22 protein-coding genes are annotated in these 21,813 nt (G+C 70.9%); 16 read left to right on the top strand and 6 right to left on the bottom strand.

What is annotated here, in order from left to right; translation table 11 throughout:
• The first annotated feature begins 21 nt into the window (after positions 1-21).
• A complete protein-coding gene (locus ACWFRJ_RS41150) occupies positions 22-1,359 on the top strand; it encodes a gluconate:H+ symporter (RefSeq protein ID WP_453543577.1) in 1,338 nt (445 codons plus the stop codon).
• A gap of 54 nt (positions 1,360-1,413) precedes the next feature.
• On the top strand, positions 1,414-2,745 hold the full coding sequence (locus ACWFRJ_RS41145; protein ID WP_453543575.1) for an enolase C-terminal domain-like protein: 1,332 nt from the start codon (positions 1,414-1,416) through the stop codon (positions 2,743-2,745).
• Between the two features lie 13 nt (positions 2,746-2,758).
• On the opposite strand, the gene ACWFRJ_RS41140 is transcribed toward ACWFRJ_RS41145, so the two are convergent.
• The gene (locus ACWFRJ_RS41140; protein WP_453543573.1) at positions 2,759-2,956 is read right to left on the bottom strand and encodes a hypothetical protein; all 198 of its coding nucleotides are present in this window, start codon (positions 2,954-2,956) and stop codon (positions 2,759-2,761) included.
• Positions 2,957-3,045: 89 nt separating this feature from the next.
• Here ACWFRJ_RS41140 and ACWFRJ_RS41135 point away from each other — a divergent pair, with 89 nt between their 5' ends.
• From ACWFRJ_RS41135 to ACWFRJ_RS41115, 5 genes are all read left to right on the top strand, one after another.
• Positions 3,046-3,576, top strand: a complete 531-nt coding sequence (locus ACWFRJ_RS41135; protein WP_453543571.1) for a multidrug transporter — start codon at positions 3,046-3,048, stop codon at positions 3,574-3,576.
• Positions 3,577-3,846: 270 nt separating this feature from the next.
• Positions 3,847-4,422 (top strand): HPP family protein, encoded by a 576-nt coding sequence (locus ACWFRJ_RS41130; RefSeq protein ID WP_453543569.1) that lies wholly within the window; start codon positions 3,847-3,849, stop codon positions 4,420-4,422.
• 63 nt (positions 4,423-4,485) lie between these two features.
• On the top strand, positions 4,486-5,319 hold the full coding sequence (locus ACWFRJ_RS41125) for an aldo/keto reductase (RefSeq protein WP_453543567.1): 834 nt from the start codon (positions 4,486-4,488) through the stop codon (positions 5,317-5,319).
• A 182-nt stretch (positions 5,320-5,501) separates the two neighbouring features.
• Positions 5,502-5,690 (top strand): DUF6479 family protein, encoded by a 189-nt coding sequence (locus ACWFRJ_RS41120; RefSeq protein WP_453543565.1) that lies wholly within the window; start codon positions 5,502-5,504, stop codon positions 5,688-5,690.
• 27 nt (positions 5,691-5,717) lie between these two features.
• Positions 5,718-7,130 (top strand): NADP-dependent succinic semialdehyde dehydrogenase, encoded by a 1,413-nt coding sequence (locus tag ACWFRJ_RS41115; RefSeq protein ID WP_453543563.1) that lies wholly within the window; start codon positions 5,718-5,720, stop codon positions 7,128-7,130.
• A 48-nt stretch (positions 7,131-7,178) separates the two neighbouring features.
• Here the strand turns inward: ACWFRJ_RS41115 and ACWFRJ_RS41110 are convergent, their stop codons facing one another.
• Together ACWFRJ_RS41110 and ACWFRJ_RS41105 are read right to left on the bottom strand one after the other, a co-directional pair.
• Positions 7,179-7,601, bottom strand: a complete 423-nt coding sequence (locus ACWFRJ_RS41110; RefSeq protein ID WP_453543561.1) for a hypothetical protein — start codon at positions 7,599-7,601, stop codon at positions 7,179-7,181.
• Positions 7,602-7,859: 258 nt separating this feature from the next.
• Positions 7,860-8,765, bottom strand: a complete 906-nt coding sequence (locus ACWFRJ_RS41105; protein WP_453543559.1) for a glycoside hydrolase family 16 protein — start codon at positions 8,763-8,765, stop codon at positions 7,860-7,862.
• A gap of 231 nt (positions 8,766-8,996) precedes the next feature.
• Here ACWFRJ_RS41105 and ACWFRJ_RS41100 point away from each other — a divergent pair, with 231 nt between their 5' ends.
• The 4 genes from ACWFRJ_RS41100 to ACWFRJ_RS41085 all read left to right on the top strand — a co-directional run bounded on the left by ACWFRJ_RS41100 (position 8,997) and on the right by ACWFRJ_RS41085 (position 13,592).
• The gene (locus tag ACWFRJ_RS41100; protein WP_453543557.1) at positions 8,997-9,812 is read left to right on the top strand and encodes an SAM-dependent methyltransferase; all 816 of its coding nucleotides are present in this window, start codon (positions 8,997-8,999) and stop codon (positions 9,810-9,812) included.
• Between the two features lie 127 nt (positions 9,813-9,939).
• Positions 9,940-10,473, top strand: a complete 534-nt coding sequence (locus tag ACWFRJ_RS41095; protein WP_453543555.1) for a 2Fe-2S iron-sulfur cluster-binding protein — start codon at positions 9,940-9,942, stop codon at positions 10,471-10,473.
• On the top strand, positions 10,470-11,465 hold the full coding sequence (locus ACWFRJ_RS41090; RefSeq protein ID WP_453543553.1) for an FAD binding domain-containing protein: 996 nt from the start codon (positions 10,470-10,472) through the stop codon (positions 11,463-11,465). Before ACWFRJ_RS41095 ends, ACWFRJ_RS41090 begins: the two co-directional genes overlap by 4 nt.
• Positions 11,466-11,495: 30 nt before the next feature.
• A complete protein-coding gene (locus ACWFRJ_RS41085) occupies positions 11,496-13,592 on the top strand; it encodes a xanthine dehydrogenase family protein molybdopterin-binding subunit (RefSeq protein ID WP_453543551.1) in 2,097 nt (698 codons plus the stop codon).
• A 20-nt stretch (positions 13,593-13,612) separates the two neighbouring features.
• On the opposite strand, the gene ACWFRJ_RS41080 is transcribed toward ACWFRJ_RS41085, so the two are convergent.
• A complete protein-coding gene (locus ACWFRJ_RS41080) occupies positions 13,613-14,635 on the bottom strand; it encodes a PHP domain-containing protein (RefSeq protein ID WP_453543549.1) in 1,023 nt (340 codons plus the stop codon).
• Positions 14,636-14,739: 104 nt separating this feature from the next.
• On the bottom strand, positions 14,740-14,919 hold the full coding sequence (locus ACWFRJ_RS41075; RefSeq protein ID WP_389915565.1) for a hypothetical protein: 180 nt from the start codon (positions 14,917-14,919) through the stop codon (positions 14,740-14,742).
• 250 nt (positions 14,920-15,169) lie between these two features.
• On the opposite strand from ACWFRJ_RS41075, the gene ACWFRJ_RS41070 reads away from it, so the two are divergent.
• Complete coding sequence (locus ACWFRJ_RS41070; RefSeq protein WP_453543547.1) at positions 15,170-16,441, top strand: PP2C family protein-serine/threonine phosphatase; 1,272 nt, start codon at positions 15,170-15,172, stop codon at positions 16,439-16,441.
• Between the two features lie 134 nt (positions 16,442-16,575).
• On the top strand, positions 16,576-17,073 hold the full coding sequence (locus ACWFRJ_RS41065; RefSeq protein WP_453543702.1) for a DUF5709 domain-containing protein: 498 nt from the start codon (positions 16,576-16,578) through the stop codon (positions 17,071-17,073).
• Here the strand turns inward: ACWFRJ_RS41065 and ACWFRJ_RS41060 are convergent.
• Entirely contained in the window at positions 17,054-17,908 is an 855-nt protein-coding gene (locus ACWFRJ_RS41060) for a LysR family transcriptional regulator (RefSeq protein ID WP_453543545.1), read from the bottom strand. The genes ACWFRJ_RS41065 and ACWFRJ_RS41060 overlap by 20 nt on opposite strands.
• Before the next feature lie 149 nt (positions 17,909-18,057).
• On the opposite strand from ACWFRJ_RS41060, the gene ACWFRJ_RS41055 reads away from it, so the two are divergent.
• From ACWFRJ_RS41055 to ACWFRJ_RS41045, 3 genes are all read left to right on the top strand, one after another.
• Complete coding sequence (locus ACWFRJ_RS41055; RefSeq protein WP_453543543.1) at positions 18,058-18,963, top strand: NAD(P)H-binding protein; 906 nt, start codon at positions 18,058-18,060, stop codon at positions 18,961-18,963.
• A 494-nt stretch (positions 18,964-19,457) separates the two neighbouring features.
• Positions 19,458-20,099, top strand: a complete 642-nt coding sequence (locus ACWFRJ_RS41050; protein WP_453543700.1) for a carbonic anhydrase — start codon at positions 19,458-19,460, stop codon at positions 20,097-20,099.
• Positions 20,100-20,153: 54 nt separating this feature from the next.
• Positions 20,154-21,701, top strand: a complete 1,548-nt coding sequence (locus tag ACWFRJ_RS41045) for a SulP family inorganic anion transporter (RefSeq protein ID WP_453543541.1) — start codon at positions 20,154-20,156, stop codon at positions 21,699-21,701.
• The last annotated feature ends 112 nt before the right edge of the window (positions 21,702-21,813 follow it).

The raw sequence follows: 21,813 nt of genomic DNA, 5'->3' as shown, positions 1-21,813 counted from the left end.
GCAGTTCAAAGGGGAACTGAAATGCCGCTCGTCGTAGTCGGGGTCAGCGTCTTGATCCTGCTGTTCCTCATGACCCGGTTGAAACTGAACGGCTTCGCCGCCCTCCTGTTCGTGGCGGTCGGTGTCGCGCTGGTGCAGGGGATCCCGGTGGCCACGATCCCGGACGTCCTCTCGGAGGGCATCGGCGGCCAGATCGGCGACACGATGCTGGTCATCGGGCTCGGCGCGATGGTCGGCCGCGTCATGGGGGACTCCGGTGCCGCGCAACGCATCGCCAACAAGATGCTCGACGCGTTCGGACCGCGGTGGGTCCAGGTGGCCATGGTGGTCACGTCCATGCTCATCGGCGTGACCATGTTCTACGAGGTCGCCTTCATCATCATCGCGCCCATCGCGTTCACCCTCGTACGCGTCACGGGGGCGAAGCTGCTGTGGATCGGGCTTCCGATGTCCATCACGCTCTCCACGATGCACAGCTTCCTGCCGCCGCATCCCGGCCCCACAGCCGTGGCCGCGACGTTCCACGCCTCCGTCGGACTGACGCTGGTCTACGGCCTGTTCATCGCGATACCCGCCGGTGCGCTGATCGCGCTCGTGTGGCCGCGGCTTCCGTTCATCAAGGCGATGAACCCCTCCATCCCCAAGGGCCTGGTCAGCGAGCGCGAGTTCACCGACGAGGAGATGCCAGGCCTCGGCTGGGCCCTGACCGTGGCGCTCTTCCCCGTCGTGCTGATCGCCGGTGCCTCGGTGACCGAGATGGCAGCCTCCGGCGAGAGTCCGTTCCTCCACTTCATCACCTTCATCGGCTCGGCACCGATCGCGCTGCTCCTCACCCTCCTGCTGGCCATCTGGGCGTTCGGGCCGCGCATCGGCCGCAGCCTGGCCGACGTCAGCGCTTCCTGCACGTCGGCGGCTCAAGCAATGGCCATGATCCTGCTCGTGATCGGAGCGGGCGGCGCGTTCAAGAACGTCCTGGTCGAAGGGGGCATCTCCGACCACATCAAGGACACCACCCACGGCTGGTCCATCTCGCCGCTCATCCTCGCGTGGCTCATCGCGGTGATCCTGCGCATAGCCCTCGGCTCCGCCACGGTCGCGGTCGTCACCGCCTCCGGCGTGGTGCTGCCGCTCCTGGCGGGCAGCGGCGTACATCCCGAGATGCTCGTGCTCGCCGTCTCCTGCGGTTCGATCGCCTTCTCCCACGTCAACGATCCAGGATTCTGGCTGTTCAAGGAGTACTTCAACCTCTCGGTCATCGAAGCGATCAAGGTCCGCACCACCTATACGACGGTCCTCGCGATCCTCGGCCTCGGCGGCGTCCTCGCGGTGGAGTGGACCTTGGACGTCCTCAGCCTCTGAACCGCCCGACCACAGCTCAGCCCTCCCCGTACCCCTACCTGAGGACTTTCCATCATGAACAGGCAGCCGATCGTCACCGCGTTCAGCGTCTACCCGGTCGCAGGACGGGACTGCATGGAGCTGAACCTCTCCGGCGCGCACGGCCCTTACTTCACCCGCAACATCGTGGTCCTGAAGGACTCCGAAGGCCGCACGGGCCTGGGCGAAGTGCCGGGCGGCGAGAAGATCACCCAGACCCTGCGGGACGCCGAGTCCCTCGTCGTCGGCGCCCGCGTCGGTGACTACAAGCGCGTCCTGCGCGAGATCGGCGACCGTTTCGCCGACCGTGACGCCGGTGGGCGGGGCGCGCAGACCTTCGACCTGCGCACCGCGGTCCACGCCGTCACCGCCGTCGAGTCCGCGCTGCTCGACCTCCTGGGCCAGCACTTGGAGGTGCCGGTCGCGGCGCTGCTCGGTGACGGACAGCAGCGTGACTCCGTCCGCGTACTCGGCTACCTCTTCTACGTGGGCGACCCCGACCGCACCGATCTTGAGTACGTCCGCGAGCCCGAATCGCCCGTCGACTGGCACCGCGTCCGGCATGAGCAGGCCCTGTCCCCCGATGCGATCGTCCGGCAGGCCGAAGCCGCCTACGACCGCTACGGCTTCCGGGACTTCAAGCTCAAGGGCGGGGTCCTGGAGGGCGCCGAAGAGGTCGCTGCCGTACGCGCCCTGAAGGACCGCTTCCCCCAGGCCCGGATCACCCTCGACCCCAACGGCGCATGGTCGCTGCGCGAGGCGATCGAGCTGTGCGCACCCCTGAACGGCACGCTCGCCTACGCCGAGGACCCCTGCGGTGCCGAGGACGGCTACTCGGGCCGCGAGGTCCTCGCCGAGTTCCGCCGGGCCACGGGACTGCCGACCGCCACCAACATGGTCGCCACCGACTGGCGGCAGCTGACCCACGCCCTGGCCCTGCAGTCGGTCTCCATCCCCCTGGCGGACCCGCACTTCTGGACGATGCAGGGCTCCGTGCGCGTGGCGCAGCTGTGCAACGCGATGGGGCTCACCTGGGGATGCCACTCCAACAACCACTTCGACATCTCCCTGGCCATGGTCACCCACTGCGGGGCCGCGGCCCCGGGCGACTACAACGCCCTGGACACCCACTGGATCTGGCAGGAGGGTCTGGAGCGCCTCACCACCGCCCCGCCTCGCATCGTCGACGGGGAGATCGCCGTACCCGACGCCCCCGGCCTCGGCATCGAGCTCGACATGGACCGTCTGCTGGCGGCCCACGACCTCTACCAAAAGAAGGCACTGGGCGCCCGCGACGACGCCACCGCCATGCGCTACCTCATCCCCGACTGGCAGTTCGACAACAAGCGGCCCTGCCTGGTGCGGTAGATCCAGGACAGGCCTAGGACCCTGTCGGGGGCCTCTCGATGAGGGCCTGGACCCCGTCCAGGAACCGCTCGAGCCCGAACTCGAAGAGCGTGCCGAGCTCCAGACCGAAGTCGTCGTCGCCGAAGAGCGTGGACAGGACCGGATACGCCCCCGCGGTCTGGATGGCGTCCATGCGCGGCTCGTTGGACGCCATCCACTCCTCGGGAGTCATACCGGTGTCCTGCCGCGCCTGCGACTCCAGCTCGATGGCCAGCGCGACGCCCTCGGCGTACCCGAGGACCGCGAGGCGGCTTTGTCTGGTTGACCCAGGTGCACACCGACTCGGCCCTCTGGGTCACGCTGGCCGCCGCCTCCGTCTACGCGGGTGGCCTGGTCGCCGCCATGGCGCTCGCCAATGAACTCGCCCTCGGAGCCGCCCCGCCGGAGCGTGCGGGCTCGGCCGCGGCCGTCCTCGAGTCGGGCCAGGAGCTGGGCGGGGCCCTGGGCATGGCGATCCTCGGCTCCATCGGCGCGGCGGTCTACAGCCGCGACATGGCCGACGCCCTCCCGGCAGGGGTTCCGCACGCCGACGCCGTACGCGAAACCCTGGGCGGCGCGACGACAGTTGCCGCGCGGCTGCCCTCCGGCACGGCGGACACCGTGCTGACGGCCGCGCGCGATGCCTTCACCCACGGGATGGGGTTCGCCGCGATCGGCGCGGCCGTCGTCATGGCGGCGGCGGGCCTCTTCTCCGTCGTCCTGCTGCGCGGGGTCGGAACGACCACACACTCGAACGAGCCCCACCCCGAAGCCGAACCTGCGGAGCCGGTCCGGGCGACGCACGCGCGCTAGGGAGGCAGGGAGCAGGGGAGGGACGGGCTCGAGGCGGAAGGCAGGGGACGTGACTCCATCGACACTGGTCAGGGCGGTGATCGCCGGACCTGGTCGCGGGACGCGCGACAGGGCTTCGTAGGATCTCGGGTGAGTACGCGGACGCCCCGACCCCGGGCCGCCGACGCTGCCCGCGCCCCCTGCCGACCGTACGGGCGGCCGCGGCGACTCCTGCCCTGTCACCCCGCCGTCCGGGTCTCCCCGCCGGCTGAAGTCCGGAACGTCCTTCTCTTGAGCACCGACGAAATCACCGAGGCGCCGCCCGCGCCTGCCCAGCCGCGCCCACTCACCCCCACCCCTCGTCCCCGCATCCTGCCCCGCCTCGTGGGCCGCGCCCCCGCCCCGCCGCCCGCGGGCACCGCCCTGCACACCATCGGTGCCGTCACCGCCGTGCTCCTCGCGCTGGTCGCCGTCGGGTCCGTCGTGCACGAGCCGGTCCTGATACCCCCGCTGGCGGCGTCCGCCGCGATCGTGCACAGCGTTCCCCGGCTGCCGCTGGCCCAGCCGCGCAGCGTGATCGCGGGCCATCTGCTGTGCGCCGGCATCGGTTACGCGACCTTCGGCATCTTGGGCGACGCAGCCTGGGCGGCGGCGCTCGCCGCGGGCATCGGCCTGGCCGTGATGACCGTGGCGCGTACCCCGCACTCACCGGCCTGCGCCACCGCCGTCGTCATCGTCCTGCACCACCCCCGGCCCGCCACCTTCGTGCCCCTGCTCGCCGGTGCGGTCGTCGTGATCGTCCTGGTGGGCTGGGCCTCCTCGTACGCGCGGCCCGGCGCACCGCGCTATCCCGCGTACTGGTGGTGATCACGTGTGATGTCCTTGGCGTGACGGCATAAGAGCCTGACGGCATACGAGAAGGGATACGCGATGGCAGCGGCGAAGACAGTGACGTTCCCCTCCGGAGTGAGCGTGCCCGCCCTGGGCCAGGGCACCTGGCGCATGGGCGACGATCCTTCGCGCCGCACCGAGGAGCTCGCCTCCCTGCGCAGGGGCCTGGACCTCGGCATGACGCTGATCGACACGGCGGAGATGTACGGGAGCGGCGCATCGGAGGAGCTGGTCGGCGAGGCGATCCGCGGGCACCGCGACGACGTGTTCCTGGTGAGCAAGGTGTTGCCGTCGAACGCCGACGCCCGCGGCACCGTCGACGCCTGCCATGCGAGCCTGCGCCGCCTTGGCACCGACCGCATCGACCTGTATCTGCTGCACTGGCGGGGCGGTGTGCCGCTCGCCGAGACCGTAGAAGCTCTCGAAGGTCTGGTGAGCAGCGGCAGCGTCGGCGCCTGGGGCGTGAGCAACCTCGATGTCGACGACCTGGCGGAACTCCCCCGAGGCGCCCTCCCGCAGACGGACCAGGTGCTCTACAACCTCACCCGCCGCGGCCCCGAGTACGACCTGTTCCCCTGGTGCCGCGAACGCTCGGTGCCCTTGATGGCCTACTCCCCGCTGGAGCAGGGGCGGCTGCTCGGCCATCAGGCCCTGGAGTCCGTGGCGTCGGCGCACGGCTGCACCCCTCTTCAGGTGGCGCTCGCCTGGGTGCTGCGTCACGACGACGTGATCGCCATTCCCAAGGCCTCCACCGCGGCGCACGTGGAGGAGAACCACGCCGCCCTCGACCTCGATCTCACCGCCGATGACCTCAAGGCTCTGGACGCCGCGTTCCCCGCGCCGGTCCGCAAGGAGCCTCTGGAGATCCTCTGAAGGGCTACGTCCGAGGGATCCGGCCAGCTGAGGAATCCGACCAGCCGCGGAAGTGTGCGCTCCGCATCTCCGGGCACTCGTCAGGTCGCCGCACATGCTTCCCCGCGCATGTCGCTCTAGGGTGAATCCCGGGGGCCGCAACGCCCGGAGTCATTGGCTTCTGGCCCTATAGGAGGCAATACATGCTCCTCGCCGCAAGCGGAACCTCGTCGCTGATGCTGATCATCGGCGTGGTGATCGTCGCCGTACTGCTCGGCCTCTTCTACTTCGGACGGCGACAGGCCGCCCGCCGCCCCGACCCGCCACAGGAGCCCCAGCCGCGCGCGGATTCCTGGCAAGAGCCTCATGAGGGGCCTCCCGAGTCGCGCTAGGCGTTCCGCGTTCCAAGGAGGAACGGCATGCCCATCTCCACGGTCGATCCCGCCACCGGTGAGACGCTCAAGACCTTCGAGTCGCTCGACGACACGGAGGTCGAGCGCCGCCTGGCGGTCGCCCACACCACGTTCGGGCAGTACCGCACCAGCGCCTTCGCGGAGCGGGCCCGGCTCATGAACCGGGCCGCCGACCTCCTTGAGGAGGACAACGCGGCCATCGCCCGGACCATGACCACGGAGATGGGCAAGCCCATCAAGGCGGCCAGGGCCGAAGCGGCCAAGTGCGTCAAGGCCATGCGCTGGTATGCCGGGCGTGCCGAGGAGCTGCTCGCGGACGAACACCCCGCGCAGGCCGACGTGGAGGATTCCGGGGCGACCCGGGCGATCGTCCGTTACCGCCCGCTGGGCGTCGTGCTCGCCGTGATGCCGTGGAACTTCCCGCTCTGGCAGGTCGTACGGTTCGCGGCCCCCGCCCTCATGGCGGGCAACGTAGGTCTGCTCAAGCACGCGTCGAACGTGCCCCAGACCGCCCTCTACCTGGAGGACCTCTTCCGCCGCGCCGGGTTCCCCGACGGCTGCTTCCAGACGCTCCTGATCGGCTCGGGCGCCGTCGAGGGCATCCTGCGCGACGAGCGGGTGGTCGCGGCGACCCTCACCGGCAGCGAACCCGCAGGCCGCTCGGTGGCGTCCACCGCCGGAGACGAGATCAAGAAGACCGTCCTGGAGCTGGGCGGCAGCGACCCCTACCTCGTGCTTCCGAGCGCCGACATCGAGCGTGCCGCCGCGACCGCGGTGACCGCCCGGGTGCAGAACAACGGCCAGTCCTGCATCGCCGCCAAGCGCTTCATCGTGCACGCCGACGTCTATGACGCCTTCCGTGACCGCTTCGTCGCGGGCATGCGGGAGCTGACCGTCGGGGACCCGGCGAGCGAGGACACCGACGTCGGCCCGCTCTCCACCGAGCAGGGCCGCAGCGATCTGGAGGAGCTCGTCGACGACGCGCTGGCCCACGGGGCCACCGCGCTGTGCGGCGGGCAGCGCCCCAAGGAGCAGGAGCGGGGCTGGTACTACTCCCCCACCGTCCTGGCCGACGTGACCCCGCAGATGCGCATCCACAAGGAGGAGGCGTTCGGCCCGGTGGCCACGCTGTATCGCGTGGCGGACCTGGACGAGGCCGTCACTCTGGCCAACGACTCGCCGTTCGGGCTCAGCTCGAACGTGTGGACGCGCGACGACGCCGACATCGAACGCTGCGTACGGGACCTCCAGGCGGGCGGCGTCTTCTTCAACGGCATGACCGCATCCCACCCCGGCCTGCCCTTCGGCGGCGTCAAGCGCTCGGGCTACGGGCGGGAGCTGGCCGGACACGGCATCCGCGAGTTCTGCAACGCCACGACGGTCTGGTACGGCCCGTCCGACCCGGCCACCGAGGGCTGACAGCCGGCCACCGAGGGCTGACAGGGGCCCGCCCCTCAGTGCCCCGGGTCAGTGCCCCGGGAGCGGCGGCTCCCCGTGCTCCGCGCCCGTCAGGCGCAACTGCACCTGTACCTCCTGGTCACCGGAGGCGGTGCCGGTGTCCGAGACGACGAACGCCGAATCGAGCGTGGCACGCAGCCGGTCCACCGCCACCGGGCTGCCTTGCAGATCGGCGGTGACCGGCCCCGCGAGGAGTACGCCCCGGACGGGACCCGGGTTGCCGGTGGCGAGGAAGCCGCCGGTCCAGACGGCGGGCCGTACCTGCTCCGTGCGGTGCGGCGCGTCCTCGCCGCGGTCGGAGGCGAAGTGGGTCCGCAGCACGCCGAAGACGGCGTCCGCGTCGGCCGCCGAGCACTCGCCGAGTACCACTTGCACGAGGTCGGGCGAGTCGGACTGCGCGATGAGGGCCGCCGGGTCGGGTGTGTCGTTCACGCTGTTCTCCAGTGGGGTCGCGGATACCTGACGTGTGATCACGGGTACCCGATGTGCGGGCAGGTATCTACGGGCTCACATCGTCGCGGCCAGATCGTCGACGAGGGCACGGGGGCCCGCCTGCTCAGCCATCACCGTGTAGCCGATTTGCATCATATTTGCACGGTTTGCCGAACTGCTTCCGCTGAAACATCACCATCAGCGGCCACGCGAGGCGGCTGCCCACGCCTCACGGGACTGCTCGGGTCTCCTCAGGCCCTACTTCCAGTCGTACGCGTACGCGGCGACCCAGGTGATCTCCAACTGCGCACTGCTGCCGGGCGCCGCTCCCGGGCCTTCGAGAGCACTCTCGTTCTGCAGCACCCAGGACAGCGGCTGGTCGGGCACGCCCCGGGTGTCCTCTCCCGTCTCCCGGCCGTCCACGAAGAAGCGCACGCGCCCGGGTGTCCATTCGGTCGACACCGTGTGCCATTCGGTCCACTCGTCGGCACCGCGGAACGTGCCCTGTCCGCCGCCGCCGCACGGATGGTGGAAGGCGGTGAGGGATCCGGCCCAGTTGCCCTCGGGGTGGTCCATCTCGCAGCCGCCGCCGTAGTGCAGCCAGGCCGACTTGTATCCGGGGGCAGGCTTGGTCACCTTGATGCGGGCGCTGTACTTGCCGTACTTCATCTGCATGACGGCACGCGGTACGACAGCTGCAGCGTGGATAGGACCGCCGTCGTCGGGCCGCCACATCCGGATACGCATCCGGCCGTCGCCGTTTTCCGCAGGACCGACGCTCACCGTGTCCTCCGGGTGGTAGACGCCCACGACGTCACGGCCGCGATCGTTGGCCGTGTCGCGCCAACCGGTCGGGTAGGCCCACCAGTTGTCGCGGTAGGAGCCTTTGAGTCCTTCGCAGTACGCGGCGGACGTGTCGGTGTGGTGGTCGCAGTCGCTGAACGCACCGAGGGGCACCCGGTCGCCGCTGAAGTCCTCGGCGACGACCTGCCAGAACGGCCCGCAGTCGCCGCGCGGCAGCTCAGTGCCCACGCTGCCGCAGGCGTCGCCCGACTGCGGCGCTCCCCCGGCGCTCGGGATGGACAGCAGGGCCGCGAGCAGTGTGGTGCCGAGCGCCGCGAGCACGATCGGTCTGCGCCGTCTCGCCGCCGCGTGTGTTCCCATCGCGTTTCCCTTTCTCCCGGCCGCACACGCTCCACAGGAGCCGTCGGACACCTCACGAGAAGGGGGCATCCTCTCGGAGCGCGCGCCGTCCCGCCATACCCTCGGCCCCGGCGCTGCCGGGCATCGACGATTCGACCCGCCGAACAGTGAACTGGTGTAAGCGTCCGAACTGTTGAGACGTAGGTTGTGCGTTGAACGGTTCACACATCGGTGGAAAGACAGGCCCTGACCATGACCGACCCCATGACGACGCCCGGTTCCGCGGCGCATCAGGAGATCGACACATCGGTGCCGCACTCGGCCCGGATCTGGAACTACTGGTTGGGCGGGAAGGACAACTACCCCGTCGACGAGCAAGCGGGAGACGCCTACAGCGCCGTCTTCCCCGGCATCGTCACGGTCGCCCGCAGCAGCCGCGCCTTCCTGCGCCGCAACATCACCCACCTGGTCACCGGGGCGGGCATCGGGCAGTTCCTGGACATCGGCACCGGCCTGCCGACCGTGGACAACACCCACGAGGTAGCCCAGCGGCTCGATCCCCGCACCAGGATCGTGTACGTCGACCACGACCCGATGGTCCTCGCGCACGCCCGCGCCCTGCTCACCTCCACCCCCGAGGGAGCGACCGCGTACGTCGACGCCGATCTGTCCGACTCCGACCGCATCCTGGCGGCCGCGGCGGAGACGCTCGACCTCACCCGCCCCACCGCCCTGATCCTGAGCAACATCCTTGGTCACGTCGCCGACTACGACCGGGCGCGCGCCATCGTCACCCGACTGATGGAAGGCCTGCCCTCCGGCAGCTACCTCTCCATCAACGACGGTTCACGGGGCACCGACGCCGACTACGAGCAGGCCCAGGACGCCTACAACGAAACCGGCGCCGTGCCGTACTTCCTGCGCCCCGTCGACCAGATCACCGCGTTCTTCGACGGCCTGGAGCTCCTGGAGCCCGGCGTCGTCTCGGTCCCCTTCTGGCGCCCGGACACCGACTCCCCCGTCCCGGTACCCATCGGCGAACACGGCGGCCTCGCCCGCAAGCCGTGACGCCCTCGCCCCGGGGGTGAGCCGATGCTCCGCCCGCACGCGCCCGGCGTGCCGGAACGTGTGTCCTGACTCAGGCTGGTGACGCGGTGACACCGCAGACCACGCGTCGACGAGGGAGCAGAGCGCCATGGGAACCGATGTGTTCCGCTCGGAAGTGCCTCTGACGGTGAACGGCACACCGTGCCGCCCGACCGTCGACCACCGTTCGACGCTCCTCGACGTCCTGCGTGAACAGCTGGGTCTCACCGGCGCCAAGAAGGGCTGTGATCACGGCCAGTGCGGTGCCTGCACCGTCCTGGTCGACGGGCGCCGCGCGAACAGCTGTCTGCTGCTCGCCGTCGCCCACGAGGGGTGCGACATCACCACCGTCGAAGGGCTGCACGCCGCCGACGGCGAGGACCTGCACCCCGTGCAGCGGGCCTTCCTGGAGCGCGACGCCTTCCAGTGCGGCTACTGCACCCCGGGCCAGATCTGTTCGACCGTCGGCGCCCTTGCGGAGGCCGCGGCGGGCAACGCGTCGCACGTGACGGATCCGGGCGCCGCCACCGGCGCCCCCGTGGAGCTGACCAGGGACGAGATCCGTGAGCGGCTCAGCGGCAACCTGTGCCGCTGCGGCGCGTACCCCCACATCGTCGAGGCCGTCGAGGACGTGACCCGGTGAAGCCCTTCCGGTACGTACGCGCCTACAGCGTCGAAGAGGCGACCGCGGCCCACGCGGGCCGACCGGCATCCCGCTATCTGGGCGGCGGCACCAATCTCGTCGACCTGATGAAGCTGGGCGTGGAACGCCCCGGCACGCTGATCGACGTCAGCAGGCTGCCGCTTGACGCCGTGGAGGAGCTGCCCGACGGGTCCGTCCGGGCCGGAGCGACGGTGCGCAACAGCGATCTCGCCGCCCATCCCCTGGTGCGCGACCGCTACCCCGTTCTTGCCCAGGCGCTGCTCGCGGGGGCGTCGGGGCAGCTGCGCAATGTGGCCACGACCGGCGGCAACCTGCTCCAGCGCACCCGCTGCCCCTACTTCCAGGATCTGGCCAAGCCCTGCAACAAGCGTGAGCCCGGCAGCGGGTGCGGCGCGCGCGACGGCGCCCACCGCGACCACGCGATCCTGGGCCACTCACGGCTCTGCATCGCCACGCACCCCTCCGACATGGCGGTCGCGCTCGCCGCGCTCGACGCCCAGGTGGAGCTGCACGGTGTGCGGGGCCGGCGCACCCTGCCCGTGGCCGAGTTCCACCGGCTGCCCGGCGACCGCCCTGATCTGGACACCGAGATCACCCCCGGGGAGCTCATCACCGGCGTACTGCTCCCGCCCGCGGCCGCAGGGCTGCCTTCCGCCTACCGCAAGGCCCGCGACCGCGCCTCGTACGCCTTCGCGCTTGCCTCGGTGGCCGTGGTCCTGGACGTCGAGGACTCCGTCGTACGCCAGGTGCGCATCGCGTTCGGCGGCCTGGCCCACCGGCCCTGGCGCGCCCGGGAAGCCGAACGGGCCCTGCTGGGCTCCACGGCGAGCGACGAGGCGTTCCTGCGGGCCGTGGACGCCGAGCTCTCCGCGGCCGAGCCGCTGCGGGACAACGCGTTCAAGGTGCGTCTGGCCCGCAATCTCGCGTGTGACGTACTGCGGCGCCTCGCCGGCTCGTCCCCCGCCTCCTGAAACTCAAGCCCCCCTCCAGGGAGAACCCCCATGCCGGACACCGCCAGTGCCCTCGGATCTCCCGCCGCGCGCAGGGAGGGCCCCCAGAAGGTGACCGGGACCGCCCGCTACGCCGCCGAGCACACCCCCGAGGGGTGCGCCTACGCCTGGCCGGTCCCCGCCACGGTGGCGCGCGGCACGGTCACCTCCGTCGACGCCACAGCGGCCCTTGAGGTGCCCGGCGTCGTCGAAGTCATCACCCATCTGAACGCGCCGCGCCTGGCCGAACCGGACGACGCGACGCTCGCCGTGCTGCAGGACGCGCGTGTTCCGCACCGGGGCTGGTACGTCGCGCTCGTTGTCGCCGACACTCTGGAGGCAGCACGCGAGGCAGCCGCGGCCGTCAAGGTCGGTTACGCCGAGGAAGCGCACGACGTCACGCTGAAAGCCGATCACCCCGACGCCTACGTACCTGAGGACAGGGACGGCACATCGGGCGAGCACGTGCGCGGCAACGCGGAGGGGGCGTACGCCTCCGCGCCCGCCCGTGTCGATGTCGCCTACCGGGTGCCTCCGCTGCACAACCACCCCATGGAGCCGCACGCGGCCACCGCCCACTGGCAGGACGGGCACCTGACCGTGCACGACAGCAGCCAGGGCGCCACCACGGTCCGCAACGTCCTGGCCGGGCTTTTCGAGCTGCCCAGGGAACAGGTCACGGTCGTCTCGGAGCACGTCGGCGGCGGCTTCGGCGCCAAGGGCACGCCCCGGCCACACGTGGTGCTCGCAGCCATGGCCGCCCGCGTGACCGAAAGGCCCGTCAAACTCGTCCTGCCGCGCCGCCAGCTGGCGGCCGTGGTGGGCCACCGCGCACCGACGCTCCACCGGGTGCGCCTCGGGGCCAAGGAGGACGGCACGCTGACCTCCGTGATCCACGAGGTGGCCACGCACACCTCGCGCGTCAAGGAGTTCGTCGAGACGGCCGCCGCCGCCACGCGCATCATGTATCCCTCGCCGCACGCCCGCACCACCCACCGCGTGGTCCCGCTCGACGTGCCGAGTCCGTCCTGGATGCGGGCACCCGGTGAGGCGCCCGGCATGTACGCCCTGGAGTCGGCGATGGACGAACTCGCCGTGACCCTCGGCATCGACCCCGTCGAGCTGCGGCTGCGCAACGACACCAGCACGGAGCCCGACAGCTCCAAGCCCTTCAGCAGCCGCCACCTCGCCGAGTGCCTGCGCGAGGGCGCCCGCCGCTTCGGCTGGTCCGAGCGCGACCCACGCCCGCGCTCGCGCTCCGAGGGGCCCGTACTGATCGGCAGCGGGGTCGCCTCCGCGACGTACCCGGTGGTCGTCGCGCCGTCCCGGGCCGCCGCCCACGCCTACCCGGACGGCAGCTTCGTGGTCCGCGTCAATGCCACCGACATCGGCCAGGGCGCCCGCACCGTGCTGGCCCAGGTCGCAGCCGACGCGCTCGGCGTCCCCCTGGACTCCGTGCGCACCGACATCGGCAACAGCGACCTTCCGGCCGCGTCGCTGGCGGGCGGTTCCTCCGGGACGGCCTCCTGGGGCTGGGCCGTCCACGAGGCCTGTACGCGACTGGCCTCGCGCCTGGCGGGACAGCAAGGGCAGCAGCTGCCTCCGGAGGGCGTCGGTGCCACGGCGGACACGGCGGGCGAGGCCGACGCGGACAGCGACTACTCCCGCCACTCCTTCGGCGCGCACTTCGCCGAGGTCGGCGTCGACACGGTCTCCGGCGAGGTCCGGGTACGCAGGCTGCTCGGCGTCTACGCGGCGGGGCGCATCCTCAACTCCCGTACGGCGCGCTCGCAGTTCATCGGCGCGATGACGATGGGCCTGGGCATGGCGCTGACCGAGGGCAGCACGATGGACCCGGCCTTCGGCGACTTCACGGAGGCCGATCTCGCCGCCTACCACGTACCGGCGCACGCGGACGTACCCGCGATCGAGGCCCACTGGATCGACGAGGACGACCCCCATCTCAACCCCATGGGCAGCAAGGGGATCGGAGAGATCGGCATCGTCGGGACGGCCGCGGCCATCGGCAACGCGGTGCACCACGCGACCGGGCGGCGGCTGCGCGAACTGCCGCTCACGCCGGACCGGGTCCTGACGCGCGCGCTCTGAAACTGAACCGCCAACCCTCCTCAGGCAGCGGCCCGGCTCTCCCCCGTCCAGGCAAGGAGCTTCTCCGCCGTCCAGGTCGTCACCACGCGCTCGGCGGGCACCCCGCACTCCTCGGCCCGCGCGCATCCGAACACCTGCCAGTCCAGCTGCCCCGGCGCGTGCGCGTCGGTGTCCACGGAGAACAGCACTCCGGCGTCCACGGCCCGGCGCAGCAGCCGACGCGGCGGGTCGAGCCGCTCCGGCCTGCTGTTGATCTCCACCGCCGTGCCCGCATCCGCGCACGCGGCGAACACCGCGTCCGCGTCGAACTGCGACTCCGGCCTGCCGCGACCTGTGACGAGTCGGCCCGTGCAGTGCCCGAGGATGTCGGCCCGAGGGTCGCTGACGGCGGCGACCATGCGCCGCGTCATCGCTGCGGCGTCCATGCGCAGCTTGGAGTGGACGGAGACGACCACCACGTCGAGCTGGTCGAGCAGCTCGGGCTCCTGGTCGAGCGATCCGTCGTCGAGGATGTCGCACTCGATGCCCGTGAGCAGCCGGAAGGGCGCCCAGCGTGCGTTGAGGTCGGCCACCACCGCCAGCTGCTCGCGCAGCCGCTCGGGCGACAGGCCGTGTGCGATGGTCAGCCGTGGCGAGTGGTCGGTGAGCACGGCCCACTCGTGGCCGAGATCCCGGGCCGCCCGGCCCATCTCCTCGATGGGGCTGCCGCCGTCGGACCAGTCGGAGTGCAGGTGGCAGTCGCCGCGCAGCAGCGCCCGCAGCCCGGTGCCGCCCTTGACCAGCGGGGCGTCGGCCTCAGCCTCGAGCCGCTCCAGATACTCCGGTACATCGCCTGCGAACGTCTCGCGGACCACTGCGGCGGTCTTGGGGCCGATCCCTTTCAGAGACTCCAGGGACCCGTCCGCGACGCGCCGCGCGGCCTCGCCGTCGGCAAGGGAGCCGACCACCGCGGCCGCGGTGCGAAAGGCCCGCACACGGTAGGTCGGGGCGCGTCCGCGCTCCAGCAGAAAGGCGATCCGTTCCAGCGCCTCGACGGGATCCATCGGCACCTCCGGCCGTCGTGACCGCGACGGCGTACGTGTGCTTCCAGCGTCGCCCATCGAGGGCCGCGGGGCACGCGAGGCAACCGGATGCCCTCGATGGGCGCCTACGCGGACTCGACGGCCGGGGCGTCCGGGACGACCGAGATCGGCCCCCTGAAGTCCAGCACGGCCTCGGCTCTCTGCTGGGTCTCCTCGGCGGCCTGGCGGGCTGTCGCGAGGACGTCGCCGTGCTCCTGGACGAGGGTGTCGTAGATAGGCGCCTGAGCGGCGTCATTGGCTGGCATGACCAGCGGCTCCTTGTTCGGGTGACGGTATTGGTCGGTTCGGCCGCATGCGGCCGGTCCGCGACCTTACGCTGCGCTTGCGTGGCTCTGCGGACCGGGGTCGACCGCTGAGACGGCCGACCCGACGCACCGGGGAGAGCACGTGTACGCCGGAATTCCCGGGGTGTACGCGAAATGCGCGTCCCGCACGGCCGAGCCCGGGCGGGATCCGGGACCCGGTGTGAGACTGCTGATGAGGCGGTGATCACAGATGTCGAGCCAGCCCAGGGAGCCGGGACCCGGGAGCGCCGGTCCCGAGAACCCCGGCTCCGGCCCCGGAACCGGGAAGCGCGGCCCCCGACAGCCCGGCCCCGGGGAACAACTGTTTGAGCAACTGCTCGCCTCGGCGCACGCGGCATCTCCGATGGAGCTTCCCGGCCTGGCGCAGCAGTTCGCCGACGCGGTCGGGCTCGACCGGATCGACGTGTATCTCGTGGACATCCAGCAGCGGTATCTGGTGCCGCTGGCCGAGGGGCCGACCACCCTCGGTGTGGACACCTCCGTCGCCGGTTCGGCCTACCGGGCGCACGCGCTGCGCGTCGAGGAACTGGCCCAGGGCAGGATCGTGGCCTGGCTGCCGCTGATCGACGGCGCCGAGCGCCTCGGAGTCATCGGCGCCACGGCGTCGGTCATCGACGTCGCGCTGCTGCGGCGCTGCCGCATGCTGGCCTCCATCCTCGCCATGACGATCACCTCGAAGCGGGCGTCGAGCGACAGCTTCGCCCGCCGGACGCGGTCCGAGCCCATGCAACTTCCGGCCGAGATGCTGCGGGCCTTCCTGCCGCCCAGGACGATCGGCAACTCCCATGTGATCTCGACCGCCGTCCTCGAACCGGCGTACGAGATCGGCGGTGACGCCTTCGATCACTCCCTGACCCCTTCGACGCTGCACGTGGCGATCCTGGACGCCATGGGCCACAACCTCGCGTCGGGTGTCACGACCGCCGTGGCCATGGCCGGCTGCCGCAACGCCCGCAGGGCCGAGGCCGATCTGCCCGAGCTCGTCGACACCGTCCAGCACGCGCTGGCCGGATGGCTGCCCGAGCAGTTCTGCACGGGGATCCTCGCCCAGCTCGACCTGGCCGAGGGAGTGCTGCGCTGGTGCAACTGCGGCCACCCGCCGCCCCTGTTGATCCGGGACCATCGCGTGCTCGACCGTGCCCTTGAGCGCCCGGCCCAGCCGCCCATGGGCACGCCCGCCGTGCTGGCCGACGTGGCGTGGCAGGTCCATGAGGAAGTACTCGAGCCGGGTGACCGGGTGCTGATGTACACCGACGGCGTCACCGAACTGCGGACCGGGGGCGGCGCCGAGTTCGGCCTCGAGCGGTTCACGGACAGCATCATCCGCGCGACCGCCGCGGGCGAACCGGCGCCGGAGGCCCTGCGTCAGCTCATTCACTCCATCCTCGACCGGCAGGACAACCAACTGCGCGACGACGCGACGCTGTTGCTCCTCGAGTGGCGACCGCCGGGAACGCGGTGACCGCCAACCCGTCGCATCTGCGCCCCCGCCCCGGCATGCCGGAACGTGTGTTCTGGATCAGGGTGGATACACGGCAGGAAACGAGCATCAGTCGCGCATGAAGGAGGACGAGCACCGTGGGAAACGACGAGGTCATGGGCGACGAGGTCTACCAGCCCGACACGGAGGACGTCCGCGAGGACGAGGGCATCCTCGACGCGGAGGACACGCTCAGCGACCGTGGGGCGGATCCCTACGACGAGGGCTGGTCGCCTCCCGAACGGCCCCTCGGGGTGGCCCACACCGGCACCACCGCTCAGGAGCAGCAGGACGGCGAGAGCCTGACGGAACGTCTCTCGGAGGAGCGGCCCGACCCCGCGCTCGAAGTTCCCGGACCGGCCGAGGACGACGACGGCATCGGGGACACGACCGACACCGATGGCGAGCCGATCGACGTGGCGGAGGTGGGAGACGCCCGCGCCGGTCGTCTCTTCGCCCCGGACGACGGGGCGAGCCAGGACGCTGAGGACGACGCCGAACAGGACATGATCGGCGAGGACATGGGCATCGACGGCGGGGCGGCCTCCGCCGAGGAGGCCGCGGTGCACATCATCGATCCCGACGCCGACGACGCTACGGGCTCTTCGCGCTGACTTCCTCGGTCACGGCCGCGGCAACGGCCACGGCGGCGCGGACAAGCGCCGCCGTCGCCGTCGAACGGGACTGCTGTGGCCAGGCGATGGCGAAGACCACGGGTGGCGCGTCCGCGACAGACCGGTAGACGACACCGGGGCGCGGATAGCGGGCGGCGACGGAGGCAGGAAGCAGCGGGGTCGGGCCCCCGAGCCCGACGAACGTGAGCAGTTGGGCCAGATCGCGGCTCTCGCCGCAGATGTCGTCGAGGTACTGGTGCACGTCGCCGGGGCGCAGGCCCAGGTCGGCGAGGGACAGGTGATCCCGGTCGGCGAGCGGATGGGTGGCGGCCAGGGCCGCGACGCGCGGTTCGGCGACCAGCGTCTCGGCGTCGAGACCTGTGCGGTCGAACGGCTCGTGGACCAGGGCCACATCGGCTTCGCCCAGAAGCAGGAGCCGCGGCTGTTCGCGCCAGCCGCACAGCCGGACGGCGACCGGCAGGGCGGTCGGCTCCGCCGCGAAGCGCGCCAGGATCGGCTCGAGGAGTCCGGCGTCCCCGTCGGCCTTCATGGCAAGGACCAGCTTGGGATCGGCGTCGGCCGCGCGCTGGGCCCGCCGTCCGGCGGCCCGCAGAGCGTCCAGGGCGATCCTCGCCTCCGCGAGGAGGACTGTTCCGGCCGGGGTCAGGGCCACGCTGTGGGTGGTGCGCTTGAAGAGGGTGACGCCCAGCTCCGTCTCCAACTGGCGGATCGCGCGGGACAGCGGCGGCGGGGAGATGCCGAGCCGTTCGGCGGCGCGGGCGAAGTTGAGTTCCTCGGCGACGGCGAGGAAGTAGCGCAGGGGACGGGACTCCACGCTTCACGCCCTTCCTTCGATCTCTGCTGTCTACCCTCGGCTCGGTATTGCTCTGAGGGTAACAAGCCGGAGCGGATCGATCCTTCAGTTCGGGTGCGCGACGCAGCAGGCTCGACGACATCCGACAGAGCACCCCTCGGGAGTTTTTCATGATCGTCGTCACCACCCCCACCGGCCAGATCGGCCGACAGGTCCTCAACCGCCTCCTCGAGAGCCCGGACGCCACCGCGGGAATCCGGGTGATCGCCCGCGACCCGGCCCGCCTGCCGTCGCGTGTGCGCGCGCGAGCAGAGGTCGTGCAGGGATCGCACGCCGACCCCACCGTCTTGAAGAAGGCATGCGAGGGCGCCGACCGCGTGTTCTGGCTGGTGCCTCCGACACCTCAGGCCGACAGCGTCGAGGGCCACTTCCACGACTTCACCGAACCACTGCGCGAGGTGATCGCCGACGGGGGCATCCAGCGGGTCGTCGGCGTCTCCACGCTGGGCCGCGGGGTGGCACAGAACGCAGGGCAGGTATCGGCATCACTCGCCATGGACAGGGCGATCGCGGAGACAGGGGTGCACTACCGGGCCCTGTGCCCGCCGTTCCTGATGGAGAACCTGCTGGGCCAGGCCGAGTCGATCCGCGACGCGGGCGCGTTCTTCCTCACGCTGGCGGACGACCAGGTTCTGCGCACCTGCGCGACCGACGACATCGCCGCCACGGCGGCCCGGCTGCTCTTGGACGACTCCTGGACGGGGCAGGAGGACATCCCGCTGGTCGGACCCGACGACCTGTCCCCCGAGGGCATGGCGCAGGTCATCTCCGAGGTGCTCGACCGCCCGGTGCGCGCCCAGCGAACCAGCAGCGCGGACTACAGGGCGACGATGCTGCACCACGGGGTGAGCGAGGCTTGGACGCAGGGTCTGGTCGACATGACGGAGGCCATGAACGCCCAGGGCTTCTACGGCACCACCGCACCGAGCACTCCCGAAGCCGCGCCGACCGGCTTCCGCCAGTGGTGCCAGGAGGTGCTCAGGCCGGCAGTTCTGGGCCAAGCGGGCAAGCCCTAGGTAAAGCCGGGTCAGGCAGCGCCGATACGGGTTCAGCAACTGCCCGCGTGAGGCCGCAACCACGCATCGAGGGCGGCGAAGTGCTCATCCACCCAGGACCGGTCGTTCGCGTCGGACATCCACGTCGTGGCCCCGCCCGACCGACGGCCCCCAAGGCCAACTCGGCGTGCGAAAAACGTCGCGACTGCAAGGTGGCGCGAACAGAACAGCTTCACGCAGTCCACATGATCTCCACATGAACCCTTGCCCAACGGTTGAGGGTTCGACCAAATCCCTGCTCAGGGGCGTTTATTACTCAATCTTTGGCAGAATTTTGCTCTGTCATTAAAGGTTAATGCGATGGCAAAGTGGGAGACACGGCTGCCGTACAGGCTGTCACCGGGGCGACGTGGTGCCCGCTGTCACTCAGCGGCCCGCAGCGCCTCACTGTCACCATCGACCCGACCACACCGCGTCCCGGCTCCGCCACAGAGACGCAGGAGGCAGGCCACACCATGAAGACCCTCATCGACAACGCTCGTTCCTTCGCCGCGACACACGTCGCGGACCCGCAGAACACCGAGGCCTTCCAGGCTCTCGAGGCCGGGCAATCGCCCGAAGCCCTGTTCGTCACGTGCTCCGACTCACGCGTCGTCCCGACCCTGATCACCGGCGCACGCCCCGGCGAACTCTTCGAACTCCGTACCGCGGGCAACGTCGTACCGCCTTACCCCACCGTCGACGACGCCAGCAGGGACGGCCGCCCCATGAGCGAGGCGGCCACCATCGAGTACGCGGTGTGCGTGCTCGGAGTCCGGGACATCGTCGTCTGCGGACACTCGCACTGCGGCGCGGTGGGCGCCCTGCTGCGGGGCGAAGACCTGTCGGGCGTACCGGCCGTACGCGACTGGCTCGACCATTCCGTCGCCCCGGACGCCGCCCTGCGCTCCCTCGCCCCGGCCTCCGCGGACGTGGCGGAAGCCGTGCAGACCCACGTGCTCGCGCAGTTGGAGCGGCTGCGCGCGTACCCCTGCGTGAGAGAGCGGGTCGCCGACGGCTCACTCACCCTGCACGCCTGGTACTACGAGGTGCACACCGGCACCGTCACCTGCCAGCGCCCGTCGTTCGACGACCGGCCGGCGTTCGGTCCGCTGTGAGAGCTGTCGCGCCTCACCGACCGGACCGCTCCCACGACAGGACCCCCCACCCTCATGTCCAACTTCCTCGCTTCACTCCGCTCCCCCTTCAGCCCGCTGCGTGAACCGGGCGTCAAGCGCAAGGACTTCCTCGCCTCGCTCGTCGTCTTCCTGGTAGCCCTGCCGCTGTGCGTCGGCGTGGCTGTCGCCTCCGGGGTGCCCGCCGAACTCGGCCTGGTCACCGGCATCGTCGGCGGCCTCGTCGTCGGCTTCCTGCCGGGCAGTGCCCTCCAGGTGAGCGGACCCGCCGCAGGGCTCACCGTGCTCGTCTTCGAGGCGGTACAGGAGTTCGGGCTCGGCATGCTCGGCGCCATCGTGCTGCTCACCGGCGCCCTGCAGATCATCCTCGGCCTGCTGCGCTGCGGCCGGTGGTTCCGCGCCATCTCCGTGTCCGTAGTGCAGGGCATGCTGGCGGGCATCGGGCTCGTACTGATCCTCGGCCAGCTGTACACCATGGCCGGGGCCGAACAGCCGCGCTCCGGGCTCGACAAGATAGCCGGGCTCCCCGGCCTTCTGGTCGACGTCCTCGGTGACACCGCCTCACTGACCGCCGCCGCCGTGGGACTTGGCACCATCGCCGTACTCGTGCTGTGGCCGAAGCTGCCCGCGGCCGTGCGTGTGGTGCCCGCCCCGCTGGCCGCCGTCGCTCTGGCGACCGCCGTTTCCGCCGGGTTCGGCCTGAACGTGGCCAACGTGACGGTCCGCGGTCTGATCGACGCCATCCAGCCGCCGGGATTCGGCGACCTGGCGTCCCTCGGCAGTGTGGCCGTACTCGGCACCGTCCTGGCGTTCACCCTGATCGCATCGGCCGAATCACTGTTCAGCGCGGCGGCCGTGGACCGCATGCACGACGGACCGCGCACGCAGTACGACAAGGAGCTCGTCGCCCAGGGCATCGGCAACACGGTGTGCGGTGTGCTGGGTGCTCTGCCCATGACGGCGGTCATCGTCCGCAGTTCGGCCAACGTCGAAGCCGGTGCCCGCACCCCGCTCTCACGCATCCTGCACGGCGCGTGGCTGCTCCTCTTCGCCGTGCTGTTCCCGGCCGCGCTCGGCGTCATCCCGCTGGCGGCGCTCGCAGGTGTCCTGGTCCACGCGGGCTGCAAGCTGATCCCCGTCAAGGCGATCGTCCCGCTCGCCCGTACCCACCGGGGTGAGGCCCTGGTCCTCGCCACCACCGCGATCGCCATCGTGGTGACCAACATGTTCGAGGGCGTGGTGCTCGGCCTGGTGCTCGCGGTGGTCAAGTCCGCCTGGGACACCTCGCATGTGAACCTGGACGTGCGGGAGTTGACCGGTGGCCGGATGGTGGTCACCCTCACCGGCAACGCCACGTTCCTGCGTCTTCCGCGCATCCTGGAGACGCTGGAGGCCCTGCCCAAGGACCGGCCCATCGAGCTGGATCTGACCGCGGTGCGCCACCTGGACCACGCCTGCCGTACGACGCTGGAGAACTGGGCCCTGCGGCACAACGACAGCGGTACGGAAGCCGTGCGGATGAAGACGTTCCAGGATGTCGAGTCCGACGCGGAGAAGCCCGCGGAGGTTCCGATGCGGCGCTGACGCCGCCTGCCCCCGCATGATCCGCCGCTCCGCCCGCCTCCCGCCCCGGTGGCGGGCGGAGCGGTGTGCCGGATCACCGCTGAAAGGCTGAAGACACACCGCCGCTGAAAAC

This window comes from Streptomyces sp. NPDC055239 (assembly GCF_053606205.1).
The sequence above is the reverse complement of the archived record's forward strand: the minus strand, read 5'-3'. Positions and strand labels throughout refer to the sequence as shown.